The organism is Microbacterium sp. NPDC089189 (assembly GCF_040685095.1).
Taxonomy (GTDB): domain Bacteria; phylum Actinomycetota; class Actinomycetes; order Actinomycetales; family Microbacteriaceae; genus Microbacterium.
Genome location: NZ_JBFBHG010000040.1, coordinates 1 through 19284, shown reverse-complemented (window position 1 = coordinate 19284; position 19284 = coordinate 1). Strand labels below are relative to the sequence as shown.

At 72.2% G+C, this 19284-nt stretch carries 18 protein-coding genes; 11 read left to right on the top strand and 7 right to left on the bottom strand.

The genetic code is table 11. The annotated features are described in order from the left end of the window. Positions 1-62 precede the first annotated feature (62 nt). On the top strand, positions 63-827 hold the full coding sequence (locus AB0N73_RS15675; RefSeq protein ID WP_363565165.1) for an SDR family NAD(P)-dependent oxidoreductase: 765 nt from the start codon (positions 63-65) through the stop codon (positions 825-827). A 137-nt stretch (positions 828-964) separates the two neighbouring features. Here the strand turns inward: AB0N73_RS15675 and AB0N73_RS15670 are convergent, their stop codons facing one another. The 6 genes from AB0N73_RS15670 to AB0N73_RS15645 all read right to left on the bottom strand — a co-directional run bounded on the left by AB0N73_RS15670 (position 965) and on the right by AB0N73_RS15645 (position 5424). Beyond that, positions 965-1807, bottom strand: coding sequence for an SDR family NAD(P)-dependent oxidoreductase (locus tag AB0N73_RS15670; RefSeq protein WP_363565163.1), 843 nt, complete (start codon positions 1805-1807; stop codon positions 965-967). Positions 1808-1869: 62 nt separating this feature from the next. Then, positions 1870-2202, bottom strand: coding sequence for a hydroxyisourate hydrolase (uraH, locus tag AB0N73_RS15665; RefSeq protein ID WP_363565161.1), 333 nt, complete (start codon positions 2200-2202; stop codon positions 1870-1872). Continuing rightward, positions 2199-2723 (bottom strand): 2-oxo-4-hydroxy-4-carboxy-5-ureidoimidazoline decarboxylase, encoded by a 525-nt coding sequence (gene uraD / locus AB0N73_RS15660; protein WP_363565159.1) that lies wholly within the window; start codon positions 2721-2723, stop codon positions 2199-2201. The genes uraH and uraD overlap by 4 nt, the downstream gene beginning before the upstream one ends. 25 nt (positions 2724-2748) lie before the next feature. After that, a complete protein-coding gene (locus tag AB0N73_RS15655; protein WP_363565157.1) occupies positions 2749-3540 on the bottom strand; it encodes an ABC transporter ATP-binding protein in 792 nt (263 codons plus the stop codon). A 9-nt stretch (positions 3541-3549) separates the two neighbouring features. After that, entirely contained in the window at positions 3550-4416 is an 867-nt protein-coding gene (locus AB0N73_RS15650) for an ABC transporter permease (RefSeq protein WP_363565155.1), read from the bottom strand. A 51-nt stretch (positions 4417-4467) separates the two neighbouring features. Continuing rightward, the gene (locus tag AB0N73_RS15645) at positions 4468-5424 is read right to left on the bottom strand and encodes an NrtA/SsuA/CpmA family ABC transporter substrate-binding protein (RefSeq protein WP_363565153.1); all 957 of its coding nucleotides are present in this window, start codon (positions 5422-5424) and stop codon (positions 4468-4470) included. Between the two features lie 169 nt (positions 5425-5593). Here AB0N73_RS15645 and AB0N73_RS15640 point away from each other — a divergent pair, with 169 nt between their 5' ends. From AB0N73_RS15640 to AB0N73_RS15615, 6 genes are all read left to right on the top strand, one after another. Further along, positions 5594-6220, top strand: coding sequence for a helix-turn-helix domain-containing protein (locus AB0N73_RS15640; protein WP_363565151.1), 627 nt, complete (start codon positions 5594-5596; stop codon positions 6218-6220). A gap of 63 nt (positions 6221-6283) precedes the next feature. Then, positions 6284-7642, top strand: a complete 1359-nt coding sequence (gene allB / locus AB0N73_RS15635; protein ID WP_363565149.1) for an allantoinase AllB — start codon at positions 6284-6286, stop codon at positions 7640-7642. Then, positions 7639-8904 (top strand): acetamidase/formamidase family protein, encoded by a 1266-nt coding sequence (locus AB0N73_RS15630; RefSeq protein WP_363565147.1) that lies wholly within the window; start codon positions 7639-7641, stop codon positions 8902-8904. The genes allB and AB0N73_RS15630 overlap by 4 nt, the downstream gene beginning before the upstream one ends. Beyond that, a complete protein-coding gene (locus AB0N73_RS15625; RefSeq protein WP_363565145.1) occupies positions 8901-10487 on the top strand; it encodes an AtzH-like domain-containing protein in 1587 nt (528 codons plus the stop codon). The genes AB0N73_RS15630 and AB0N73_RS15625 overlap by 4 nt, the downstream gene beginning before the upstream one ends. Positions 10488-10671: 184 nt before the next feature. Continuing rightward, complete coding sequence (locus tag AB0N73_RS15620) at positions 10672-11904, top strand: alanine--glyoxylate aminotransferase family protein (protein WP_363565167.1); 1233 nt, start codon at positions 10672-10674, stop codon at positions 11902-11904. Then, the gene (locus tag AB0N73_RS15615) at positions 11901-13217 is read left to right on the top strand and encodes a M20 family metallo-hydrolase (RefSeq protein ID WP_363565143.1); all 1317 of its coding nucleotides are present in this window, start codon (positions 11901-11903) and stop codon (positions 13215-13217) included. Before AB0N73_RS15620 ends, AB0N73_RS15615 begins: the two co-directional genes overlap by 4 nt. Before the next feature lie 6 nt (positions 13218-13223). On the opposite strand, the gene AB0N73_RS15610 is transcribed toward AB0N73_RS15615, so the two are convergent. Then, complete coding sequence (locus tag AB0N73_RS15610) at positions 13224-13808, bottom strand: XRE family transcriptional regulator (RefSeq protein ID WP_363565141.1); 585 nt, start codon at positions 13806-13808, stop codon at positions 13224-13226. A gap of 102 nt (positions 13809-13910) precedes the next feature. Here AB0N73_RS15610 and add point away from each other — a divergent pair, with 102 nt between their 5' ends. The 4 genes from add to AB0N73_RS15590 all read left to right on the top strand — a co-directional run bounded on the left by add (position 13911) and on the right by AB0N73_RS15590 (position 18981). After that, positions 13911-14978: an adenosine deaminase gene (gene add, locus AB0N73_RS15605; protein WP_363565139.1), complete on the top strand. Its 1068-nt coding sequence runs from the start codon at positions 13911-13913 to the stop codon at positions 14976-14978. Next, a complete protein-coding gene (locus AB0N73_RS15600; RefSeq protein WP_363565137.1) occupies positions 14975-16342 on the top strand; it encodes an NtaA/DmoA family FMN-dependent monooxygenase in 1368 nt (455 codons plus the stop codon). The genes add and AB0N73_RS15600 overlap by 4 nt, the downstream gene beginning before the upstream one ends. 110 nt (positions 16343-16452) lie before the next feature. Beyond that, complete coding sequence (locus AB0N73_RS15595) at positions 16453-17511, top strand: ABC transporter substrate-binding protein (protein WP_363565135.1); 1059 nt, start codon at positions 16453-16455, stop codon at positions 17509-17511. Positions 17512-17610: 99 nt separating this feature from the next. Next, the gene (locus tag AB0N73_RS15590) at positions 17611-18981 is read left to right on the top strand and encodes an amidohydrolase family protein (RefSeq protein ID WP_363565133.1); all 1371 of its coding nucleotides are present in this window, start codon (positions 17611-17613) and stop codon (positions 18979-18981) included. Positions 18982-19284 lie beyond the last annotated feature (303 nt).

Below are 19284 nucleotides of genomic sequence, written 5' to 3'. Positions count from 1 at the left end.
ACCGCCGATCCCCCGATCACCGGTCTCTTCCCGGGTGCCGCCCGTCGGCGCAGAGTCGACGCATGAACATCAGCGGAAACACCATCTTCATCCCCGGCGCGACGAGCGGGATCGGGCGGGCCCTCGCCGTCCGCCTGCACGCGGCGGGCAACACCGTCATCGTCGGCGGCCGCCGACGCGCGCTGCTCGACGAGATCGCGGCCGAGCACCCGGGCATCGAGACCGTGCCGATCGACACGGCGGACGCATCGTCCATCGATGCGGCGGCGGCCGACGTGCTCGGGCGTCACCCCGAGCTCAACGTGCTGATCACGATGGCCGGCATCATGCGCGTCGAGGACTGGACGACGCCCGAGGGGTTCCTCGCGTCGGCGGAAGACATCGTGACGACCAACGTCCTCGGTCCGATCCGCCTCATCGCCGCCTTCATCGAGCACCTGCGCGCGCAGCCGGCGGCCACGATCATCACCGTGTCGTCCGGCCTCGCCTTCGCGCCCCTCGCGGCGACGCCGAGCTACAACGCGTCGAAGGCCGCGATCCACATGCTGAGCGAGTCGCTGCGGCTGCAGCTGGCCGGCACGAGCGTCGCGGTGAAGGAACTGGAGCCGCCGTCGGTGGCGACCGATCTGCTGCCCGGGCAGCGCAACAGCAGCATCGCCCTGCCGCTGGACGCCTTCATCGACGAGGTCATGCAGTTGCTGCGCGACGAGCCCGACGCCCCGGAGATCCAGGTGGAGCGAGTGAAGTTCCTCCGCTACGGCGAGGCCCGCGGCGATTACGCCCAGGTCGTCGCCGCGCTGAACGACACCGACCCGCACGGACGCTGACGCCCGCACGGACGCTGACGCCCGCACGGACGCTGACGCCCGCACGGACGCTGACGCCCGCACGCCCGCCGGGCGCCCGCGCGCCGCGCCGCCCGCCCGACGCGCACCGCGCCCTGCCCCCGCGGCCGTGGTGCGCGTCAGGCGCCCGGGCGTCCGGTGAAGTCGTCCATGCTCGAATGCACCTGGAACACGCCGCCGGCGACGGCATCCCAGGCGCGCGTGGGGAGCACCCCGCGCAGCGCCATCGCGAGCTTCACCGTCCAGGGCCGCAGCACCATGGGCGTCCCGCGCACCATTCCGTTCCACGCGGCGCGCGTCGCCTGCTCGGGCGTCATGATCGGCGTGAGGAGCGGGCCGCGCGCCCCGGCGAACATCCCGGTCGACACGTAGCTCGGGCAGAACGTCGTCACCCGCACGTGCTCATGCCCCGCCCGCGACAGCTCCAGGCGCAGCGACTCGCTCCAGCCGATCAGCGCCCACTTCGACGCGGCGTAGACGCTCATGTTCGGGTTCGCCAACGTCCCCGCCGCCGAGGCGATGTTGAGGATCCGCTGCGGCCGCGTCGCCGTCATCATCTCCGGCAGCACCTCGCGGGTGAGCCACATGGGCGCCACGGCGTTGATCCGCAGGGTCCGCTCGATGTCGCGCTCGCTGTCGTGCTCCCAGAACGGAGCGCCGCGCACGATGCCCGCGTTGTTGATCAGGATGTCGGGTGCGCCCAGATCGGCCCTGACCGCCGCGACCCCGCCGCGGATCTCCTCCAGCGACGACACGTCGACCCGGTACGCCCGCACATCGACGCCCGACCGCGACAGGTCGGCCGCCAACGCCTCGGCTTCGCGCTCATCCACGTCCCAGAGCGCCACGGCCCGTGCGCCGGCCGCGACAGCGCGCCGCGCGTAGAGCGCCCCCATGCCGCGCGCTGCCCCCGTGATGAGCACCGCCGCATCCCGCACCGGATGCACGCCGTCGCCGGTCATGTCGAACCCCCTCGTGTCGAAGGACGATCATCCCACCGGCGGGCCCGCGCCGACCAGCGGCTTCAGCTGCCGCGGTAGGTCGAGTACGCGAACGGGCTGAGCAGCAACGGCACGTGGTAGTGCGGCCGGCCGGCGACCGTGAACGTCACCGTCGCGAGCGGGTAAAACGTGTCGACGCCGCGATCGGCGAAGTACGCGCCGGTCGCGAACGTCAGCGCGTACATGCCGGGCTCGAGCAGATCGGGGCCCAGCGCGAGCCGGCCGTCGGCGTCGGTGAACCCCGACGCGACGGAGGCGACCGCGCCGCCGTCCTCATGCCGGTGCAGGGTGACCGCGACGTTCGCGGCGGGGACGCCCGCCGTCGCGTCCAGGATGTGGGTGGTCAGGTGGCTCACTCGGCGTCCTCCGGCTCCGCCTGCTCGCGATCGATCGTGGTGCGCAGACGCAGCAGCGCGATCTCCGCCAGCTGCGCCGTCGCCTCACGCGCCTCGGTCGCCTCGTCGTTGTCGAGCCGGCGGTGCAGCTCCGACAGCATCTCCTCGGGGCGGCGGCCGGCCGCGCGGATCAGGAACACGCGGCCGAAGCGCTCCTCGTATGCGCGGTTGCCGGCGGCGATGGCGGCGGTGACGTCATCCGCCGCCTCGGCCATCGACGCCTGCTCGGAGCGCGACGCGGCCGCCTCCGCGCCCGCACCGGTCACGGTCGCGCCGATGCGCGGATGGTGCGCGAGCGCCGCATCCAGATCGGCGCGCGACCACACCGAGGCCAGTTCGCCCGCATACGCGGCCAGGGCGTCGACGCCCGTGTAGGGGCGCGCGGCGACGACCGCGTCCACCCATCCCGGAACCGCCGCCCACACCGAGACCACCTGGGTGGCGTCGGCGGGGGAGAGTGCGTTGAACTCGTCCAGCTGCATGTGGTGCCTCTCGTGGACCGGAGCCTCAGACGTGGTCGCCCACACCGTGGACCAGGTCGGAGATCTCCCGCTTGTACTCGTTGAAGGCGGCGCTCGTGATGTCGCGCGCCTCGGGCAGATCGATGTCCACGATACGGCTGATGTGGCCGGCGACCCCGTGCGCGGCGCCCCCGGTCATGACCACCACCCGATCGGCGAGGAAGACCGCCTCCTCGATCGAATGGGTGACGAACACGACCGTCGTCCGCGTCTGCACGTGGATGCGTTTGAGCTCGGCCTGCAGGTCCGACCGGGTCAGCGCGTCCAGCGCACCGAACGGCTCGTCCATCAGCAGCACCTTGGGCTCGTTCGCCAGCACCCGTGCGATCGCGACGCGCTGCTGCATCCCGCCCGAGAGCTCGCCGGGGTAACGGTCGGCGAAGCGGCTGAGCCCCACCGTGGCGGTGAACGTGTCGGCCAGCTCCGCCGCCCGCGCCTTCGGCAGCCGACGCCGTCGCGGACCGTACGCGATGTTCTCGCGCACCGTCAGCCACGGGAAGAGCCCGTAGTCCTGGAAGACGACGCCGCGGTCGGGGCCGGGGCCGGTCACCGGCTTCCCGCCGACCGTGAGCGACCCGCTCGTGGCCTGCTCGAACCCGGCGAGGATGCGCAGCACGGTGCTCTTGCCGCATCCCGAGGCGCCCACGATCGCGACGAACTCCCCGGACGCGATGTGCAGCGAGACGTCGGTGACGGCCTGCACGCCGGCGCCCTCGGGGCCGTACCGCTTGCCGAGGTCGTCGATGTCGACGGCCGCATCCATGGTGTCGATGGTCATCGCCGCTCCTTACTTCTTCATCAGCGGACGTCCGCGCGTGAGCAGACGGAACGCGGTCAACAGGATGCGGTCCGACAGGAAGCCGGCGAGACCGATGACGATCATGCCGACCACCACCATGTCGGTGCGCACGACGTCGCGGGCCAGGATGATGTTCGCGCCGAGACCGACGCTCACCCCGACGCTCTCACCCAGCACCAGCACGACCCACGAGATGCCCAGGCCCACGCGCATGCCGTTGATGACGGCCGGCGCGGATGCGGGCACGACCACCTGCGCGAGGATCTCCCATCGCCGGGCCCCGAGCATCTGGCCCGCCTCGATCAACCGCGGCGACACCTCTTTCGACCCGCTGATCGCGCCGAGCACGATCGGGAAGTACGCCGACAGGGCGATGAGGAAGATGGTGGCCTGGTCGCCCCATCCGATCAGAAGCCCCACCAGCGGCACCCAGGCGGTCGCCGGGATGGGGCGGAACAGGTTGATGAACGGATCGAAGAGGCCGTCCATCGTGTAGTACCGGCCCATGAGGATGCCCATCGGCACGGCGAGGGCGGTGGCGATGGCGAAGCCGATGAGCACCCGCAGCGACGAGGCGCCGAGGTTGAGCCACAGATCGCCCGAGAAGGCATCGTCGTGGATGCCGCCGAAGGCGTAGTCCCAGAGCGATGCGACGACATCGCCGGGAGCGGGGAGGAACCCCATCCGGATGCCGATGACGGGGATCTCCCACGCCTGCTCTCGCCCCAGCTGCCAGACGACCAGGAACAACAACGGAACGGGGAGCGCCAGCAGGATGCGGTGCAGCACCGCGCGACGCTCGGCCCGGCGCACGGGACTGCGGCGCGCGGGGGCGGTGGTGACGGTCTCGGTCACGGGGACCTCCTCGAGAGAGGGGCGCCCGCCGCGGCGGCCACCCCTCCCGGGTCAGGACGCGAAGTCGGTGTCGACGATCTCGTCGGCCGTGGGCACGGTGGTGATCAGACCGATGTCCGACATGGCCGAGGCGAGCGCCTCGAGCTGGGCGATGTACTCGTCCGAGAGGTCGGAGCGCAGCCAGAAGTTCTCGAGCGCCGAGGTAAAGACCGCCTCGTCGCCGCCGAACTCGCCGACCATCTCGGGCAGCCACTCCTGGATGTTCTCCGACATGTAGGCGGTGGTCGCGGCGTGGGTGTCGACGACCTTCTGCACCAGCTCCGGGTCGGACTCGATGAGCTCGTTCGTCGTGATGAGGCCGATGTTCACCCGGCCGATGTCGGTCGAGTAGGGGTCGACGACCTCGGTGCCGCCGGCGTTCTTGGCGATCGAGACGCCGATCTCGACGCCCATGAACGCGTCGATGTCGCCCGCCTGGAACGCGGAGGCCATCTCGGGAACCGGGATGACGGCCAGGTCGAAGTCCTCGGGCTCCAGGCCCGCGTCGTCGATGAGCAGACGCAGCGCGACCTCCTGTGCCGAGCCCTGCACGATGCCGATGCGGTCGCCGACGAGTTCGTCGAGCGAGGTCTCGCCGTTGCCGATGAAGCCTGAACCGCCGTCGGCCGCGCTCGCGACGATGCGCAGGTCGCGGCCCTGCGAGATCGAGGAGATCGTGGGCGTGACGCCCGAGATCGCGAAGTCGATCGAGCCGGAGGCCAGTGCATCCGAGAGCGCGGGGGTCGTGTCGAGCGTGACGACCTCGAACTCCACGCCCTCCACGGCGTGCTCGTTGTAGAGGAAGGGCTGGTAGAAGTGCGGCTGGCCGCGCAGCGTGCCGATCGTGACGGTGACGGTCTCCTCGGACCCTCCCGCCTCGGCATCGGTCGCGCCGCTGCACGCGGTGAGCCCGAGGGCGGCGACGGCGGTGAGCGCGGCGGCGGTGGTGAGGCGGTGGCGCAGGGACATGGGTCACTCCTGGTTTCGATCGCGTCGGGTGCGGCTGTGATGCGGGACACGCCCATTCAAGCCAGGCCGCCGCCGCGTCCCGTGAAGGGCGTGTAACGGACCTGTTAAGTGATCGCTTAACGCCGTCGTGCGGTTCGACTACGCTGTGCTCGTCCGAAGGGGGATGCCCGTGCCCGATGGTTCGTTGTCCGTCCAGATCGGCGACCGGCTGCGTCGGCTGAGGCTCGCCGGCGGGCGATCGCTGGGTGCCGTCGCGGCGCACCTGGGCATCTCATCGAGTGCCCTCTCGCAGATCGAGACCGGCGCGATGCAGCCGTCGGTCAAGCGGCTCGTCGAGCTCGTCGGCGTGCTCGACGTGCCGCTGTCGGCCGTGCTCGACGACGTCGCGTACTTCTCGCCCGCGATGGACGAGCTGCCGGCCGGCGTCACCGAACCCGTCGCGGGCGTCTTCGTGGCGGATGCCGCGACCTCCGAAGGGGCGCACCTCGCCGAGGGGATCACCTACCGGCGCCTGTCACCGCTGCGGCTGCCGGGCGTCGACTGGTTCGAGTCGACCTACCCGCCCGGCACCTCGTCGAGTCTCGACGGGGCTATGCTCGTGCACCGCGGCCTCGAGAGCGGGCGGGTCGAGCGCGGTGAGCTCACCTTCGAGTTCGCGGAGGGAGCCATCCGACTCGCGGCCGGTGCCACCATCTCGTTCCGCGCCACCCTGCCGCATCGCGTGCTCAACGACACCGCGGAGGTCGCCGTCGCGACCTGGTTGACCGTGGCGGACGCCGCGCCGGCCATGCCGTGACGGCGCCGGAGAATGTTGGTGTCGGTTACATCGGCGAAATCTGCGCCGCTTAGCGTGACGGGCATGACCCACTCCGCACCCGCGTCGATCGCGGCACGCCGCGTGTTCCGGGGCGGCACGTTCGTGCCCGCGACGGTGCACATCGTCGACGGCCTCGTCGCCGCGATCACCGACATCGACCCGGATGCCGACATCCTGCTCCCCGATGACGCGGTGCTGCTTCCGGGGCTCGTCGACTCGCACGTGCACCTCGACGAACCGGGCCGCACCGAGTGGGAGGGCTTCGCCACGGGCACCGCGGCGGCGGCCGCCGGCGGTGTCACGACCCTCCTCGACATGCCGCTCAACAGCGTTCCCGTCACGACGACGCCGGAGGCCCTCGCGGCCAAGCGGGCCGCGGCGCAGGGCAAGCTCGCCGTCGACGTCGGCTACTGGGGTGGCGCTGTGCCCGAGAACCTCGGCCGGCTGCGCGAGCTCTCGGATGCGGGTGTCGTCGGCTTCAAGTGCTTCCTCTCCCCCTCGGGCATCGACGAGTTCGGCCACCTCGACCCCGACCAGCTCCTCGCCGCGCTCACCGAGCTCGCGACCTTCGACGGACTGCTCATCGTGCACGCCGAGGACCCGGCGCACCTGCACGCCGACGGCGCGCTCGGGGTGCACTACCGCGACTTCCTGGCGTCACGGCCGCCGGTGAGCGAGCGCGACGCCATCCGCCGGGTCATCGACGCCGCGCGTCGCACCGGCGCCCGCGCGCACATCGTGCACGTGTCGGACGGCGAGGCGCTCGACGACGTCCGCGCCGCGAAGGCCGAGGGCGTGCGCCTCACGATCGAGACCTGCCCCCACTACCTCACCCTGGATGCCGAGACCGTGCCCGACGGCGCGGCGGCCTTCAAGTGCTGCCCGCCGATCCGCGACCGCGCGAACCAGGACCTGCTCTGGCAGGGAGTGGTCGACGGCACGGTCGACGCCATCGTCAGCGACCACTCGCCCGCCACCCCGGAGCTGAAGGGCGAGCCCGATTTCGGGCTCGCGTGGGGCGGCATCTCGGGACTCCAGACCGGGCTCGCCGCGGTGCACACCGAGGCGCGGGCCCGCGGCATCCGGCTGGAGCAGATCCTGCCGCTGATGACCACCGGCCCCGCGCGCATCGGCGGTCTCGGCGTGCGCGGCACGATCACGGTCGGCGAGCCCGCCCACCTCGCCGTCTTCCGCCCCGACGCCACCTGGACCGTGGATGCCGCGGCGCTCGAGTACCGCAACCCGCTGTCGCCGTGGCACGGGGCGACGCTCACGGGCGTGGTGGAGCAGACCTACCTCGCGGGCGCGGCGGTGTACCGTCGCGGCGAGGGGATCCTGGCGCGATCCGGCCGTGAGCTGATCGCCGCCGGCGACGAGGCACCCCGCGAGGAGCGCGCATGAGCATGACGATCCTGCAGCCCGGATCGGGGGAGATCGTGGGCGAGCACTACCTGCAGGCGCGGCCGGGGACGGTGCTCTGGGGGCGACTGCCCTGCGAGAGCGATGCGCCGGTGCTCACGATCGCCGCGGGTGCCACGGTCACGATCGACACGGTGAGCCACGAGGGCATCCTCGAGGACCAGGGCAAAGACCCCGCCGCGTACTTCGGCGGCCACGGCGTGCCGCGCGAGCAGGTGCTCGACGACGCGGTGGAGATCGCCGCATCCCTCGCCCGTGACGTGATGGCAGACGGCCCCCACGTGGTGACAGGGCCGATCTTCGTCGAGGGCGCCGAGCCCGGCGATCTGCTCAAGATCACGGTCGAGCGCCTCGTGCCGCGCGTGCCGTACGGCGTGATTTCGAACCGCCACGGCAAGGGCGCGCTCGCCGGCGAGCTGCCCCGCGGCGCGCACAACGTCAGCGTCTTCGCGCCCGTCGAGGAGCGGGAGACGGGCCTGGTCGGCGTCCTGCCGGTCGTCGAGGGCGGACCGGCTCTCGTCGAGTTCCCGCTCGCGCCGTTCCTCGGCACGATGGGCGTCGCGGTGGCCGGCACCGACCGCCCGCACTCCGTCCCGCCCGGGGCCCACGGCGGCAACATCGACATCAACCTGCTCGTCGAGGGCACGGTGCTCTACCTGCCGGTGCAGGTCGCCGGCGCCCTCGCCTACATCGGCGACCCGCACTTCGCGCAGGGCGACGGCGAGGTCGCGCTGACCGCGCTCGAGGCGTCGCTGCGCGCCACGCTGCGCTTCGAGGTCGTCGCCCGCGCCGACGCGCTCGCCGCCTTCGGCGAGGTGGCCGGGCCCCTGGTGCGCACCGACGAGTACCTCGTGCCGACCGGGCTCGACCCCGACCTGGGCGAGGCCATGCGCCGCTGCGTGCGCGCCGCCCTCGCGCTGCTCCAGGCCCGCTACGGCATGGCCGAGCACCTGGCCTACGCCTACCTCTCGGCCGCCACCGACTTCGACATCTCGCAGGTCGTCGACATCGTCTGCGGTGTGCACGCCCGCATCCGCGAGTCCGACTTCGCCGCCGTCGCGGATGGCGGTGCCGGCCCCGGTGCCGCCACCTCCGGTGCTGCCCCCGGTGCCGGCGCCGCATCCATGTCCCACTTTTCCTCGCCCGGCGAGCCCTCAGGCGAGGAAAAGTGGGACATGCCCGGCGAAAGGTGGGACATGAAGCGCACGGACGCCGCCGTCGCGGATGCGGAGGGCCGGGCATGACCGCCGTCGACATCCCCGCCGACCTCTTCGACGCCTTCGACCGCTACGAGCGGGCGATCCTCGACAACGACCTGCCCGTGCTCGACGAGATGTTCGCGCCCGGCCCGGAGACCATCCGCGGGGATGCGGCGGGTCTGCTCGTCGGTCATGACGCCATCAGCGCGTTCCGCGGGGTGCGGGGCGGGGTTCCGCCGCGCGAGATCGAGCGCATCGAGTACCGCCCCTTCGGCGACGACCTGGCGCTGCTCGTGTCGGTCTCGCGCTACGCGGGCGGCGGCACGGGGCTGCAGACGCAGCTCTGGCAGCGCGTGGACGGACGCTGGGTGATCGCGGCCGCGCACGTGAGCCCGCGTGCCCAGGCGCTGGACCGCTCGGTCTGGCGCACCGTCGGCGACCCGCTGCTGCAGGGCGCCTGGGAGGGGCCGCTCGAAGGGCTCCATGTGGCGGTCAAGGACCTGTTCGCGATCAAGGGGTACCGCATCGGTGCCGGCAATCCCGCCTACCTCGTCTCGGCGCGGGCGGAGTCGACGACCGCGGCCGCCGTCACCGACCTGTTGCGCGGCGGGGCGTCGCTGCGCGGCATCGCCCGCACCGACGAGTTCGCGTACTCGATCGCCGGCGACAACCCGCACTACGGCACCCCGCCCAACGGCGCGCTGCCGGGCGCCCTGCCCGGCGGGTCGTCGAGCGGTCCCGCCTCGGCCGTGGCCACGGGGCAGGCCGAGGTCGCCCTCGCCACCGACACCGCCGGATCGGTGCGGGTGCCCGCGTCCTACCAGGGGCTCTGGGGGCTGCGCACGACGCACGATCTGGTGCCGCGACAGGGCATGCTGCCGCTCGCGCAGACCTTCGACACCGTCGGATGGCTCACGCGCGACGGCGACACCCTGCAGCGCGTCGCCGACTGGGCCCTCAGCTACGACGGATCCGCCTCGACCGAGAGCGTCTACGGCGAGTCGTCGGGCGGGCTGCCGTGGCGCTTCGTCGTGCCCGACGAGATCCTGGATGCCGTCGAGCCCGACACCCGCGCGGCGTTCGACGCCCTGGTGGCCCGGCTGGCGGCATCCGACGATCCGCCCGCCCTGCGGCGCGTGTCGATCGGGGCGCTGAGCGAGTATCAGGAGCCGTTCCGCGTCGTCCAGGGCGCCGAGGCGTGGCGCAACAACCAGGAGTGGCTGCGCGCGCACCCCGGCGCGACCGGCGCGGCGGTGGCCGAGCGATTCCGCCTCGCCAGCCAGGTCACCGCGGCCGATGAGCGTGCCGCCCGCGACGTCATCGAGGGCCTCCGCACCCGCATCCGCGACACGGTGCAGGATGCCGTGCTGATCCTGCCCACCGTGCCGGGGCCGGCCCCCATCCGCACCTCCGACGGCGCCCGGGTGGATGCCGTACGCCTGGCGACCCTGCAGATGACCACGCCCGCGGCGGTCGGCGGTGTGCCGGCGCTCTCGGTGCCGCTCCTGAGCGTGCCCTCGCTGCTCGGCCCCGCCCCCGTCGGGGTCTGCCTGGTCTCGCGCGCCGGCACCGACATCGCCCTCGTGCGCCTCGGGCGCCGCCTCGCCCGCCTGCTGGGAACCCCGTGACCCCCGCCCCGCCCTCGCCCGCGCGTCCCGCGCTGGGTCGCCGAGTGCACGGCTTCGCGCCGAGTGCACGGCATGCCCGCGTCGGTATCCCGTGCACTCGGCGGCAACCCTTGCATTCGACCGCAGCGACGACGCCGACCGCAACGCCGACCTCGACCCCGTGCCCGACCAGGAAGACCGCATCATGACCTCGTTCCCCGCACCGATCGACCCGCCCGCGCGCCTGCTGATGGGCCCGGGGCCCATCTCGGCGTACCCGTCGGTGCTGCGGGCGATGTCGGCGCCGCTCATCGGTCAGTACGACCCGTTCATGACCTCCGCGATGGCCGAGACGCAGGAGCTGTACCGGCAGGTGTGGTCGACCTCGAACGAGGCGACGCTGCTGATCGACGGCACCTCCCGTGCGGGCATCGAGGCCGCCCTCGTCTCGCTCATCCGCCCCGGTGACCGCGTGCTCGTGCCGGTGTTCGGGCGCTTCGGGCACCTGCTGGCCGAGATCGCCGAGCGGGCGCTCGCCGAGGTGCACACGATCGAGACGGCGTGGGGCCAGGTGTTCACCCCCTCGGCGATCGAGGAGGCCATCGTCCGCGTGCGACCGACGCTGCTGGCCCTCGTGCAGGGCGACACGTCGACCACGATGAACCAGCCGCTCGACGAGATCGGCGCGATCTGCGCCCGCCACGGTGTGCTGTTCTACTCCGACGCCACCGCATCCCTCGGCGGCAACGCCTTCGAGGCCGACGCGTGGGGGCTGGATGCGGCGACGGCGGGGCTGCAGAAGTGCCTCGGCGGGCCGAGCGGCTCGGCGCCCATCACGCTCAGCGAGCGGGCGGTCGAGGTGGTGCGCTCCCGCGGGCGGGTCGAGGCCGGCATCCGCGAGGAGGGCGACCCCGACGCCGCCGACTTCGTGCGCTCGAACTACTTCGACCTGGGCATGATCCTCGACTACTGGGGCCCGCGCCGCCTCAACCACCACACCGAGGCCACGTCCATGCTCTACGCCGCGCGCGAGTGCGCACGGGTCCTGCTGCTCGAGGGTCGCGACGCCGTGATCGAGCGTCACCGCGTCGCCGGTGCCGCGATGCTCGCGGGCGTCGAGGCGCTCGGGCTCACCGTGTTCGGCGACGTGGCGCACAAGATGGCCAACGTCGTGGCGGTCGAGATCCCCGAGGGCGTGCCGGGGGATGCCGCGCGCACCGCGCTGCTCGACGACTTCGGCATCGAGATCGGCACCTCGTTCGGCCCGCTGCACGGCCGGGTCTGGCGCATCGGGACCATGGGCTACAACGCCCGCAAGGACACCGTGCTCACCACCCTCGCCGCCCTCGAGGCGATCCTGCGGCGCTTCGGGGCCTCCGTCCCGGTGGGCGGCGGCGTAGAGGCCGCGGCCGACGTCTTCGCGGGTCGAGGCCGATGACGACGCTGGCCCAGGCGTCGCCCGACCTCTTCGCCGCTGCCGCGCGGCGCGTCATGGCGCGGTGCGAGGAGCTCGCCCGCGTCACGGCCGTGCCCGGCACGATCGAACGCGTCTACCTGTCGACCGAGCACGCCCGCGTCAACCGGCTCGCCGCCGAATGGATGCGGGAGGTCGGCATGCGCACGCGCCAGGACGTCGCCGGCAACCAGCTCGGCCGGCTCGACCGCGTCGTGGCGGGCGCGCCCGATCCCGACGCCCCCGTGCTGCTCATCGGATCCCACCTCGACACGGTGCCCGACGCCGGCCGGTTCGACGGCATCGTCGGGGTGCTCATGGGCCTCGAGGTCGCGCGCCTGCTGCGCACCCCCCTCGGCGACGGCCGCTTCGGCGTCTCCCTGCCGTTCGGCCTCGAGGTCGTCGCCTTCTCGGATGAGGAGGGCACCCGCTTCGGCAAGGCCCTGCTCGGATCCTCGGCGGTGGCCGGGCTCTGGAACGACGACTGGTGGGCGCTGACGGATGCCGACGGCACGAGCCTGCGGCAGGCGTTCCTCGAGTTCGGGCTCGACCCGGGCCGCATCGGCGAGGCCGCGCGGCGTCCCGAGCAGCTCGTCGGGTACCTCGAGGCACACATCGAGCAGGGCCCCGAGCTCGACCGCCGCGGCGAAGCGCTCGCCGTGGTCTCATCCATCGCGTCGGCGCGGCGGTTCCAGATCGTCGTCGAGGGAGAGGCCCGGCACGCCGGCGGCACCCCGTACGACATGCGCCGCGACGCACTGCTCGGCGCCAGCGAGGCGGCGCTCGCCGTCGAACGCCTCTGCCGGGCCGAGCACCACATCATCGGCACGGTGGGTCAGCTCGAGGCCTTCCCCGGCGCGGTCAACATCGTGCCCGGCGAGGCGCATTTCTCGCTCGATCTGCGGGGCGAGTTCGACGGCACACGCGACGCCGTCTGGGACGACCTGTCGCGTGAACTCGACGCGATCATGGGTCGCCGGGGGCTGCGGTGGCGCTCGCGCGAGGTGCACAGCGCCGCGGCGGTGATGTGCGCCCCGCTCCTGCAGGACGTGGTGCGCGAAGGCATCGCCTCGACCGGGACCATCGGCGCCGACGACCCCGCCGTGATCTTCAGCCGCGCCGGCCACGACGCGATGTCGATCGGGGCCATCACCGACGTCGGGATGCTGTTCCTGCGCAACCCCGACGGTGTGAGCCACCACCCCGACGAGGCGGTGTCGGCCGCGGACGTGGCCCTCGGCATCCGGGCGCTCGCGGAGTCCGTGCTGCAGCTCGGCGCCGATCACCGCGCCCGCTGAGCCCGGTCAGCGGGTGGCGGCGACGCTCGCGGTGAACAGGATCTTGGCGGGCTCGGTGCCGACGTGCCGCCACCGATCGCGGGTGCCGGCGGGGAAGTGCATGAAGTCGCCGGCCGCCAGGCGATAGGTGCCCGCTCCCAGGATGTCGACCTCGAGCGCGCCCGAGACCAGGTACAGCGCGCACTCGCCGGGGGAGTCGAACCACTCCGCGATGTACTCGTCGGCACCGACCACGTACTCGACGATCTCGAGCGCCGAGACGTCGCGCAGCAGCAGCGCCCGCCCGACGGCCGCGGCGGGGTGGTCCGCCACGGGGATGCGGCGGCCTTCGCCCGCGCGCACGACCGTCACCTCGTCGGCGCGGACGGAGGGGAGGAGGTCGCCCGGTCGCACCCCGAGGGCGCGGGCGAGGCGATAGACCGAGGCCATCGACGGGGTGCTGACGCCGCGTTCGATCTGGCTGAGGAACGGCTGGCTCATCTCGGCGGCGGCGGCGAGCTCGCGGGTGCTGAGCCCCGCGGCCTCGCGGAGGCGCCTGATCTCGGCTCCCACGACCGGACCGAGTTCCGACTCGAGCGATACGTCGGCCAATTTACGCTCCTGACATCTTTCCCGAATGCTCTCGTCATCGATAAGGGGTTATCTGAATGCTGAGAGCAATCGATGCTCTTGTTCCAGTGTAAGGACCGACAGATGACGCTCGCACCCACGGCCGCCGACCCGGAGATCGAACGCATCGTCGCGGGGCTGCCGAAAGTGAGCCTCCACTGCCACCTCATCGGGTCGGTGCAGGCGACGACGATCGTCGACCTGGCGCGCAAGCACGGCGTCGACCTCGACGGCGGACGCACGGCCGACAACCTCTTCGACCACGCCAGCTACGAGGACCTCGACGAGTTCCTGCGGGTGCTGGATGTCGCGGGCTCCGTCATCCGCGACGCCGACGACTTCCACCGGGTGACCTACGAGTCGCTCACCGACGGCGGCGCCGCGCACAACGTGCTCTACCGCGAGATCTTCCTGAGCCCGCCGGGCCACCCCGGCGTCCCCTACCGGACGATCATCGACGGCGTGCTCGCCGGCATGCGGGATGCCGAGACCGACACCGGCATCCAGAGCCGCATGATCGTGGGGCTCAACCGCAACGGGTCGGCGGCGGCGGCGCTCGAGCTCGTCGACACGGTCATCGAGCATCGCATCGACGAGGTGCTGGGAATCGGACTGGACTACTCCGAAGCCGTCGGGCCGCCCGAGAAGTTCTGGAAGGCCTTCCGCCGCGCGGGCGAAGGCGGGCTCGAGCGCACCGCGCACTCGGAGTCCGGTCCGCCGCACCACATCGAGACTCTGCTCGACCTGCTCGGCTGCTCGCGCGTCGACCACGGCTATCACGTCGTCGACGACCCCGAGATGACGCGGCGGTGCGTCGAGGAGCGGATCCCCTTCACCTGCACGCCGGTGAGCTCCGACATCGGTCGGTACTCCGGCAGCGGCGACGGCACGCATCTGCGCATCAAGCAGATGGTCGACGCCGGCCTGCTCGTGACGATCGACTCGGACGACCCGCCCATGTTCGGCACCGACCCCACCCACGACTTCCGTGCGCTGGCGGTCGCCCTGGGATACGGGCTGGATGAGCTCGCCGCTCTGACGATGAACGGCGTCGAGGCCACGTGGCTCGACGCGACCGACACACGGGCCCTGGAACGCCGGGCACGCACGATGATCGCCGACCTCGCGGCCGGCCGGAAGGCGCAGGCATGACCAAGCAGCTGATTCTGGGAGCGTTCGAGGTGATGGCACCGACCTTCCTCGCGAACTCGTGGCGGCATCCGAAGGCGCATCCCGAGGGCTACGCGGGCTTCGCCGCCTGGCGGGAGCTCGCGCAGCAGCTCGACGCCGGCGGGTTCGACTTCCTCTTCTTCGCCGAGGCGCTGGCCTACCCGATGTCACCCGACGGCACGGTGCCCGAGGTCGTCGTGCGCGAAGCCGTGCAGTTCCCGGTGCACGACGCCCCGCTCGCGATCAGCGGCCTGGCCGCGACGGTGGATCGACTGGGCTTCGTCGTGACCTCGTCCACGACGGCGGAGCAGCCCTACCTGCTGGCGCGGAAGTACGCGACGCTCGACCACCTCACCGGTGGGCGCGTGGGATGGAACATCGTCACCTCCGACATGCAGCAGGCCCTGGTGCGCCTCCTCGGCGACACCGCCGTCACCCCGCACGATCAGCGCTACGCCCGCGCGCACGAGTTCGTGTCGCTGTGCCTGACGCTGTGGGAGCAGGGATGGGACGACGACGCCCAGCCGATGGACAAGCAGAGCGGGGTGTTCACCGACCCGGCCGCGGTGCACTGGCTCTCGCATCACGGCGAGCACTTCGACCTCGACGGGTACTTCCCCATCTCGCCGTCACCGCAGCGCACGCCCACGCTCTTCCAGGCCGGGGCGTCGCCGGCCGGCCGCGACTTCGCCTCGACCTTCGCCGAGTGCATCTTCACGCAGGAGCGCAGCGTCGAGAAGGCCGCGGCGCTCGTCGCCGATCTGCGGGCGCGCGCCGTCGGTCACGGGCGCCGCCCCGACGCCGTCAAGATCGTCAACGGCATGTCGATCATCGTCGGCGACACCGAGGAGGAGGCGCTCCGGCTGCGCCGGGAGCTCACCGACGCCCCCAGCCGCGCCGCCATGGCCGCCCTCTTCATGGGCTGGTCGGGTGTCGACCTCACCCGGTACGACCCGGAGACCACGCTGGAGGAGATCCGCACCGAGGTGGGGCAGAGCCTGCTCAACCAGTACAAGGACCCCACCCTGACCGTCGGCCGCGTGCTCGACGGACTCCGCGAGACCATGGGCGGCTTCAAGGTCACCGGCACCGCCGCGCAGGTCGCCGACCAGATCGAGGAGATCGTCGCCGCGACCGACATCGACGGCCTCCTCGTCGAGTTCACCTTCGGCGGCACGGAGTCCTACCGGGACGTCATCGAGCAGGTCATGCCGCTGCTGCGTGAGCGCGGGATGCTGCCGCCCGAGCCCCGTCGCGGCACGCTGCGCGAGATGCTCACCGGCGCCGACAGCGCCCGCCTGCCGTCCGATCACCCCGGCGTCGCCCACGCCGCGGCACCCGCCTGACCGCGGCCCCCATCCGTTCCACCCGCACCACCGCTCGTTCCACCCGCACCACCGCTCGACCGCGGCACGCGCGACGCGTGCCCGCGGCATCCGATCAAGGGAGACCCGCCATGTCCGTCACACGAAAGCCCACCGGCCGCCTCGCGGTCGCCCTCGCAGGTCTCGCCCTGTCGGCCCTGGCGCTGAGCGCCTGCGCCGGCGGCAGCGCCGAGCCCGCGGCATCCGACAGCGCCGAGGACGGCCTCGGAGACCTCGCCGTCCAGCTGAGCTGGATCAAGAACGAGGAGTTCGCCGGCGAGTACTTCGCCGACTCGAAGGGCTACTACACCGAGGCGGGCCTGGGCACGGTCACCCTCGTCCCCGGCCCCTCGACCGGCGCGGCGGAGCTCGTGAGCGGCACGGTCGACGTCGCCATCAACGACGCCGTGTCGGCGGGAGCCGCGGTGGCCGGCGAAGGCGCGCCGCTGAAGATCATCGGCGCGACCCTGCAGAAGAACCCCTTCACGATCCTCTCGCTCGCCGACGGCGGCGACATCCTGACCCCGGACGACCTCGTCGGCAAGCGGATCGGCGTGCAGGACTCCAACCGTGCGCTGTTCGACGCGTTCCTGGCCGCGAACGACATCGCCGCCACCGACCTCGAGATCGTGCCCGTGCAGTACGACCCGGCCCCGGTCATGAACGGCGAGGTCGACGGCTTCATGGCGTACCTCACGAACGAGGCGATCTCTGTGGAGATGGCGGGGCTCGCCACATCCAACCTGCCCTTCGCCGACAACGGCCTGCCGTTCGTCGCCGAGACCTTCACGGTCACCGAGGAGACGCTCGAGACCCGGCGCGACGCACTGAAGGCGTTCCTCGTCGCCGAGATCCGCGGCTGGAAGGATGCGCTCGCCGACCCCGACGAGGGCGCGCGTCTCGCACTCGAGGTCTACGGCACCGACCTCGACCTCGACCCCGAGAAGACGCTGGCCGGCATGCTCGCGACCAACGCGCTGATCGTCACCGACGAGACCGACGCCAACGGCCTGTTCACCGTCTCGTCGTCCCTGCAGGAGGAGACCATCGCGAGCCTCGCGGGCGCGGGCATCGAGCTCTCGGTCGACGACCTGTTCGACCTGTCGCTGCTGGCCGAGGTCTACGAGGAGAACCCCGACCTGCTCGACTGAGCCACCCGGGGGCCGCGTGACGCCGGCGAAACATGACGCGGATAGCGTGCGTCCTGCCCGGTGCGCGTCACCGGCCCCCATCTGCCCCTCAGGAGTCCCATGTCACTGCTCGTCACGAACGCCCGCCTCATCACCGTCCCCGCCGGGACGGAGGACCCGGGGTACATCGACCGGGGCTGGATGCTCGTCGAGGACGGACGCATCGCGGCGATCGGCGAGGGGGAGCCGACAGCATCCGCCGACGAGGTGCTCGACGTCGACGGCGCCTTCGTCGCCCCCGGCTTCGTCTCGAGTCACTCGCACCTGTTCACGAGCGGATTGCGCGGGCTCGGCGTCGCCGACACCCTCTACGGATGGTGCGACTCGATGCTGGGCATGACCTCGGCCGCCCACCCCGAGGACGTCTACTGGTCGACGCTGCACGGTGCGCTCGACTTCCTCTCGAACGGCGTCACGAGCGCCTACAACTTCACCGATCCCCAGCAGGCGTGGGAATCCATGGTCGACGGCAAGCGGCTGGGAACGGCCGCCATGCGCGGGCTCGACTACCACACGCGCCAGGCGGACGGCTGCCTCGACGCCGGCATCCGCTTCGTCGACGCGATCGGCATGGACGCCACCGTCGGGGGCGACGACGAGATCCTCGACCGCTTCGGCGCCGCCGTCGCGCACACCCGCGCGATGGACGCCGACTACGCGCTCGGCGCGTCGATCATGGGCCAGGTGCAGTGGTCGCCCCGCCCGGATGCCGCGGAGATCGAGGTCGAGGCCATGCGCCGGTTCGGCGTCACCAACCAGGCGCACTTCCTGGAGTCGCCGGAGGCCGTGCCGCTGCAGCAGTCCAAGTTCTCGATGTACCGGGATGCGGGGGCGCTCGGTCCCGGCATGATGTTCGGGCACTTCATCCAGACGACCCCCGAGATCATCGAGCAGACGGCCGCGGGCGGTGCGTCGATGTCGTGGCAGCCCGCATCCAACGGACGCCTCGCGTCGGGCACGGCGCTGGTGCCCGAGATGCTCGCGCTCGGCATGAAGGTCGGCATGGGCCTGGACGACCAGGCCTGCACGGATGTGTCGGACCCGTGGCAGAACATGCGCACCGGGATCTTCTCGCAGCGCGCCCGCACCAAGGACCCGCTGTCGATGATGCCCGAGCGCGTGCTGCGCCTGCACACCCTCGGATCCGCCGAGATCCTGGGCGTCGACGACCGGGTCGGGAGCCTCGAGGTCGGCAAGTTCGCCGACTTCGTGGTCGTCGACCCGCGGCGCCCGGATGTGGGACCGCTCTGGCACCCGGTGCGCTCGTACGTGCTGTCGATGACGCCGCGGAACCTGCGCCGCGTGTACGTCGGCGGGCGCGTGGTGAGCGTCGACGGCGTCTCGACGAATCCGCTGGCCGCCGAGGCGACCATCCGCATCCACGAGGACCTGCCCAAGGTCGCCGCCCGCCTGGGCCGCCACCCCCACTGACCCCCGGCGCGGGGCGGTGCGGGGCGGTGGTGCCGCGGGGCGGTGCGGGTGCGGGTGTGTGCTGTGCCCTGCCGCCGAGCGCATACCCGGTCGCCGAGCGCATATCCCGGACGGTATGCGCTCGCGCACCGGATATGCGCTCGGCGGGGGGATGCGGGGATCCCCGGGCACGCGTGCGTTCCGGCGCGCCCGCGGGGCGGGCCATCAGCTCGAGCGCATACGCCGTCGCCGAGCGCCCCAACGGGCGGAGTGGGCGCGGGGGCCGGGGGTGGGGGCGGCGCGGGGGGGGGGGAGGGAGAGGGG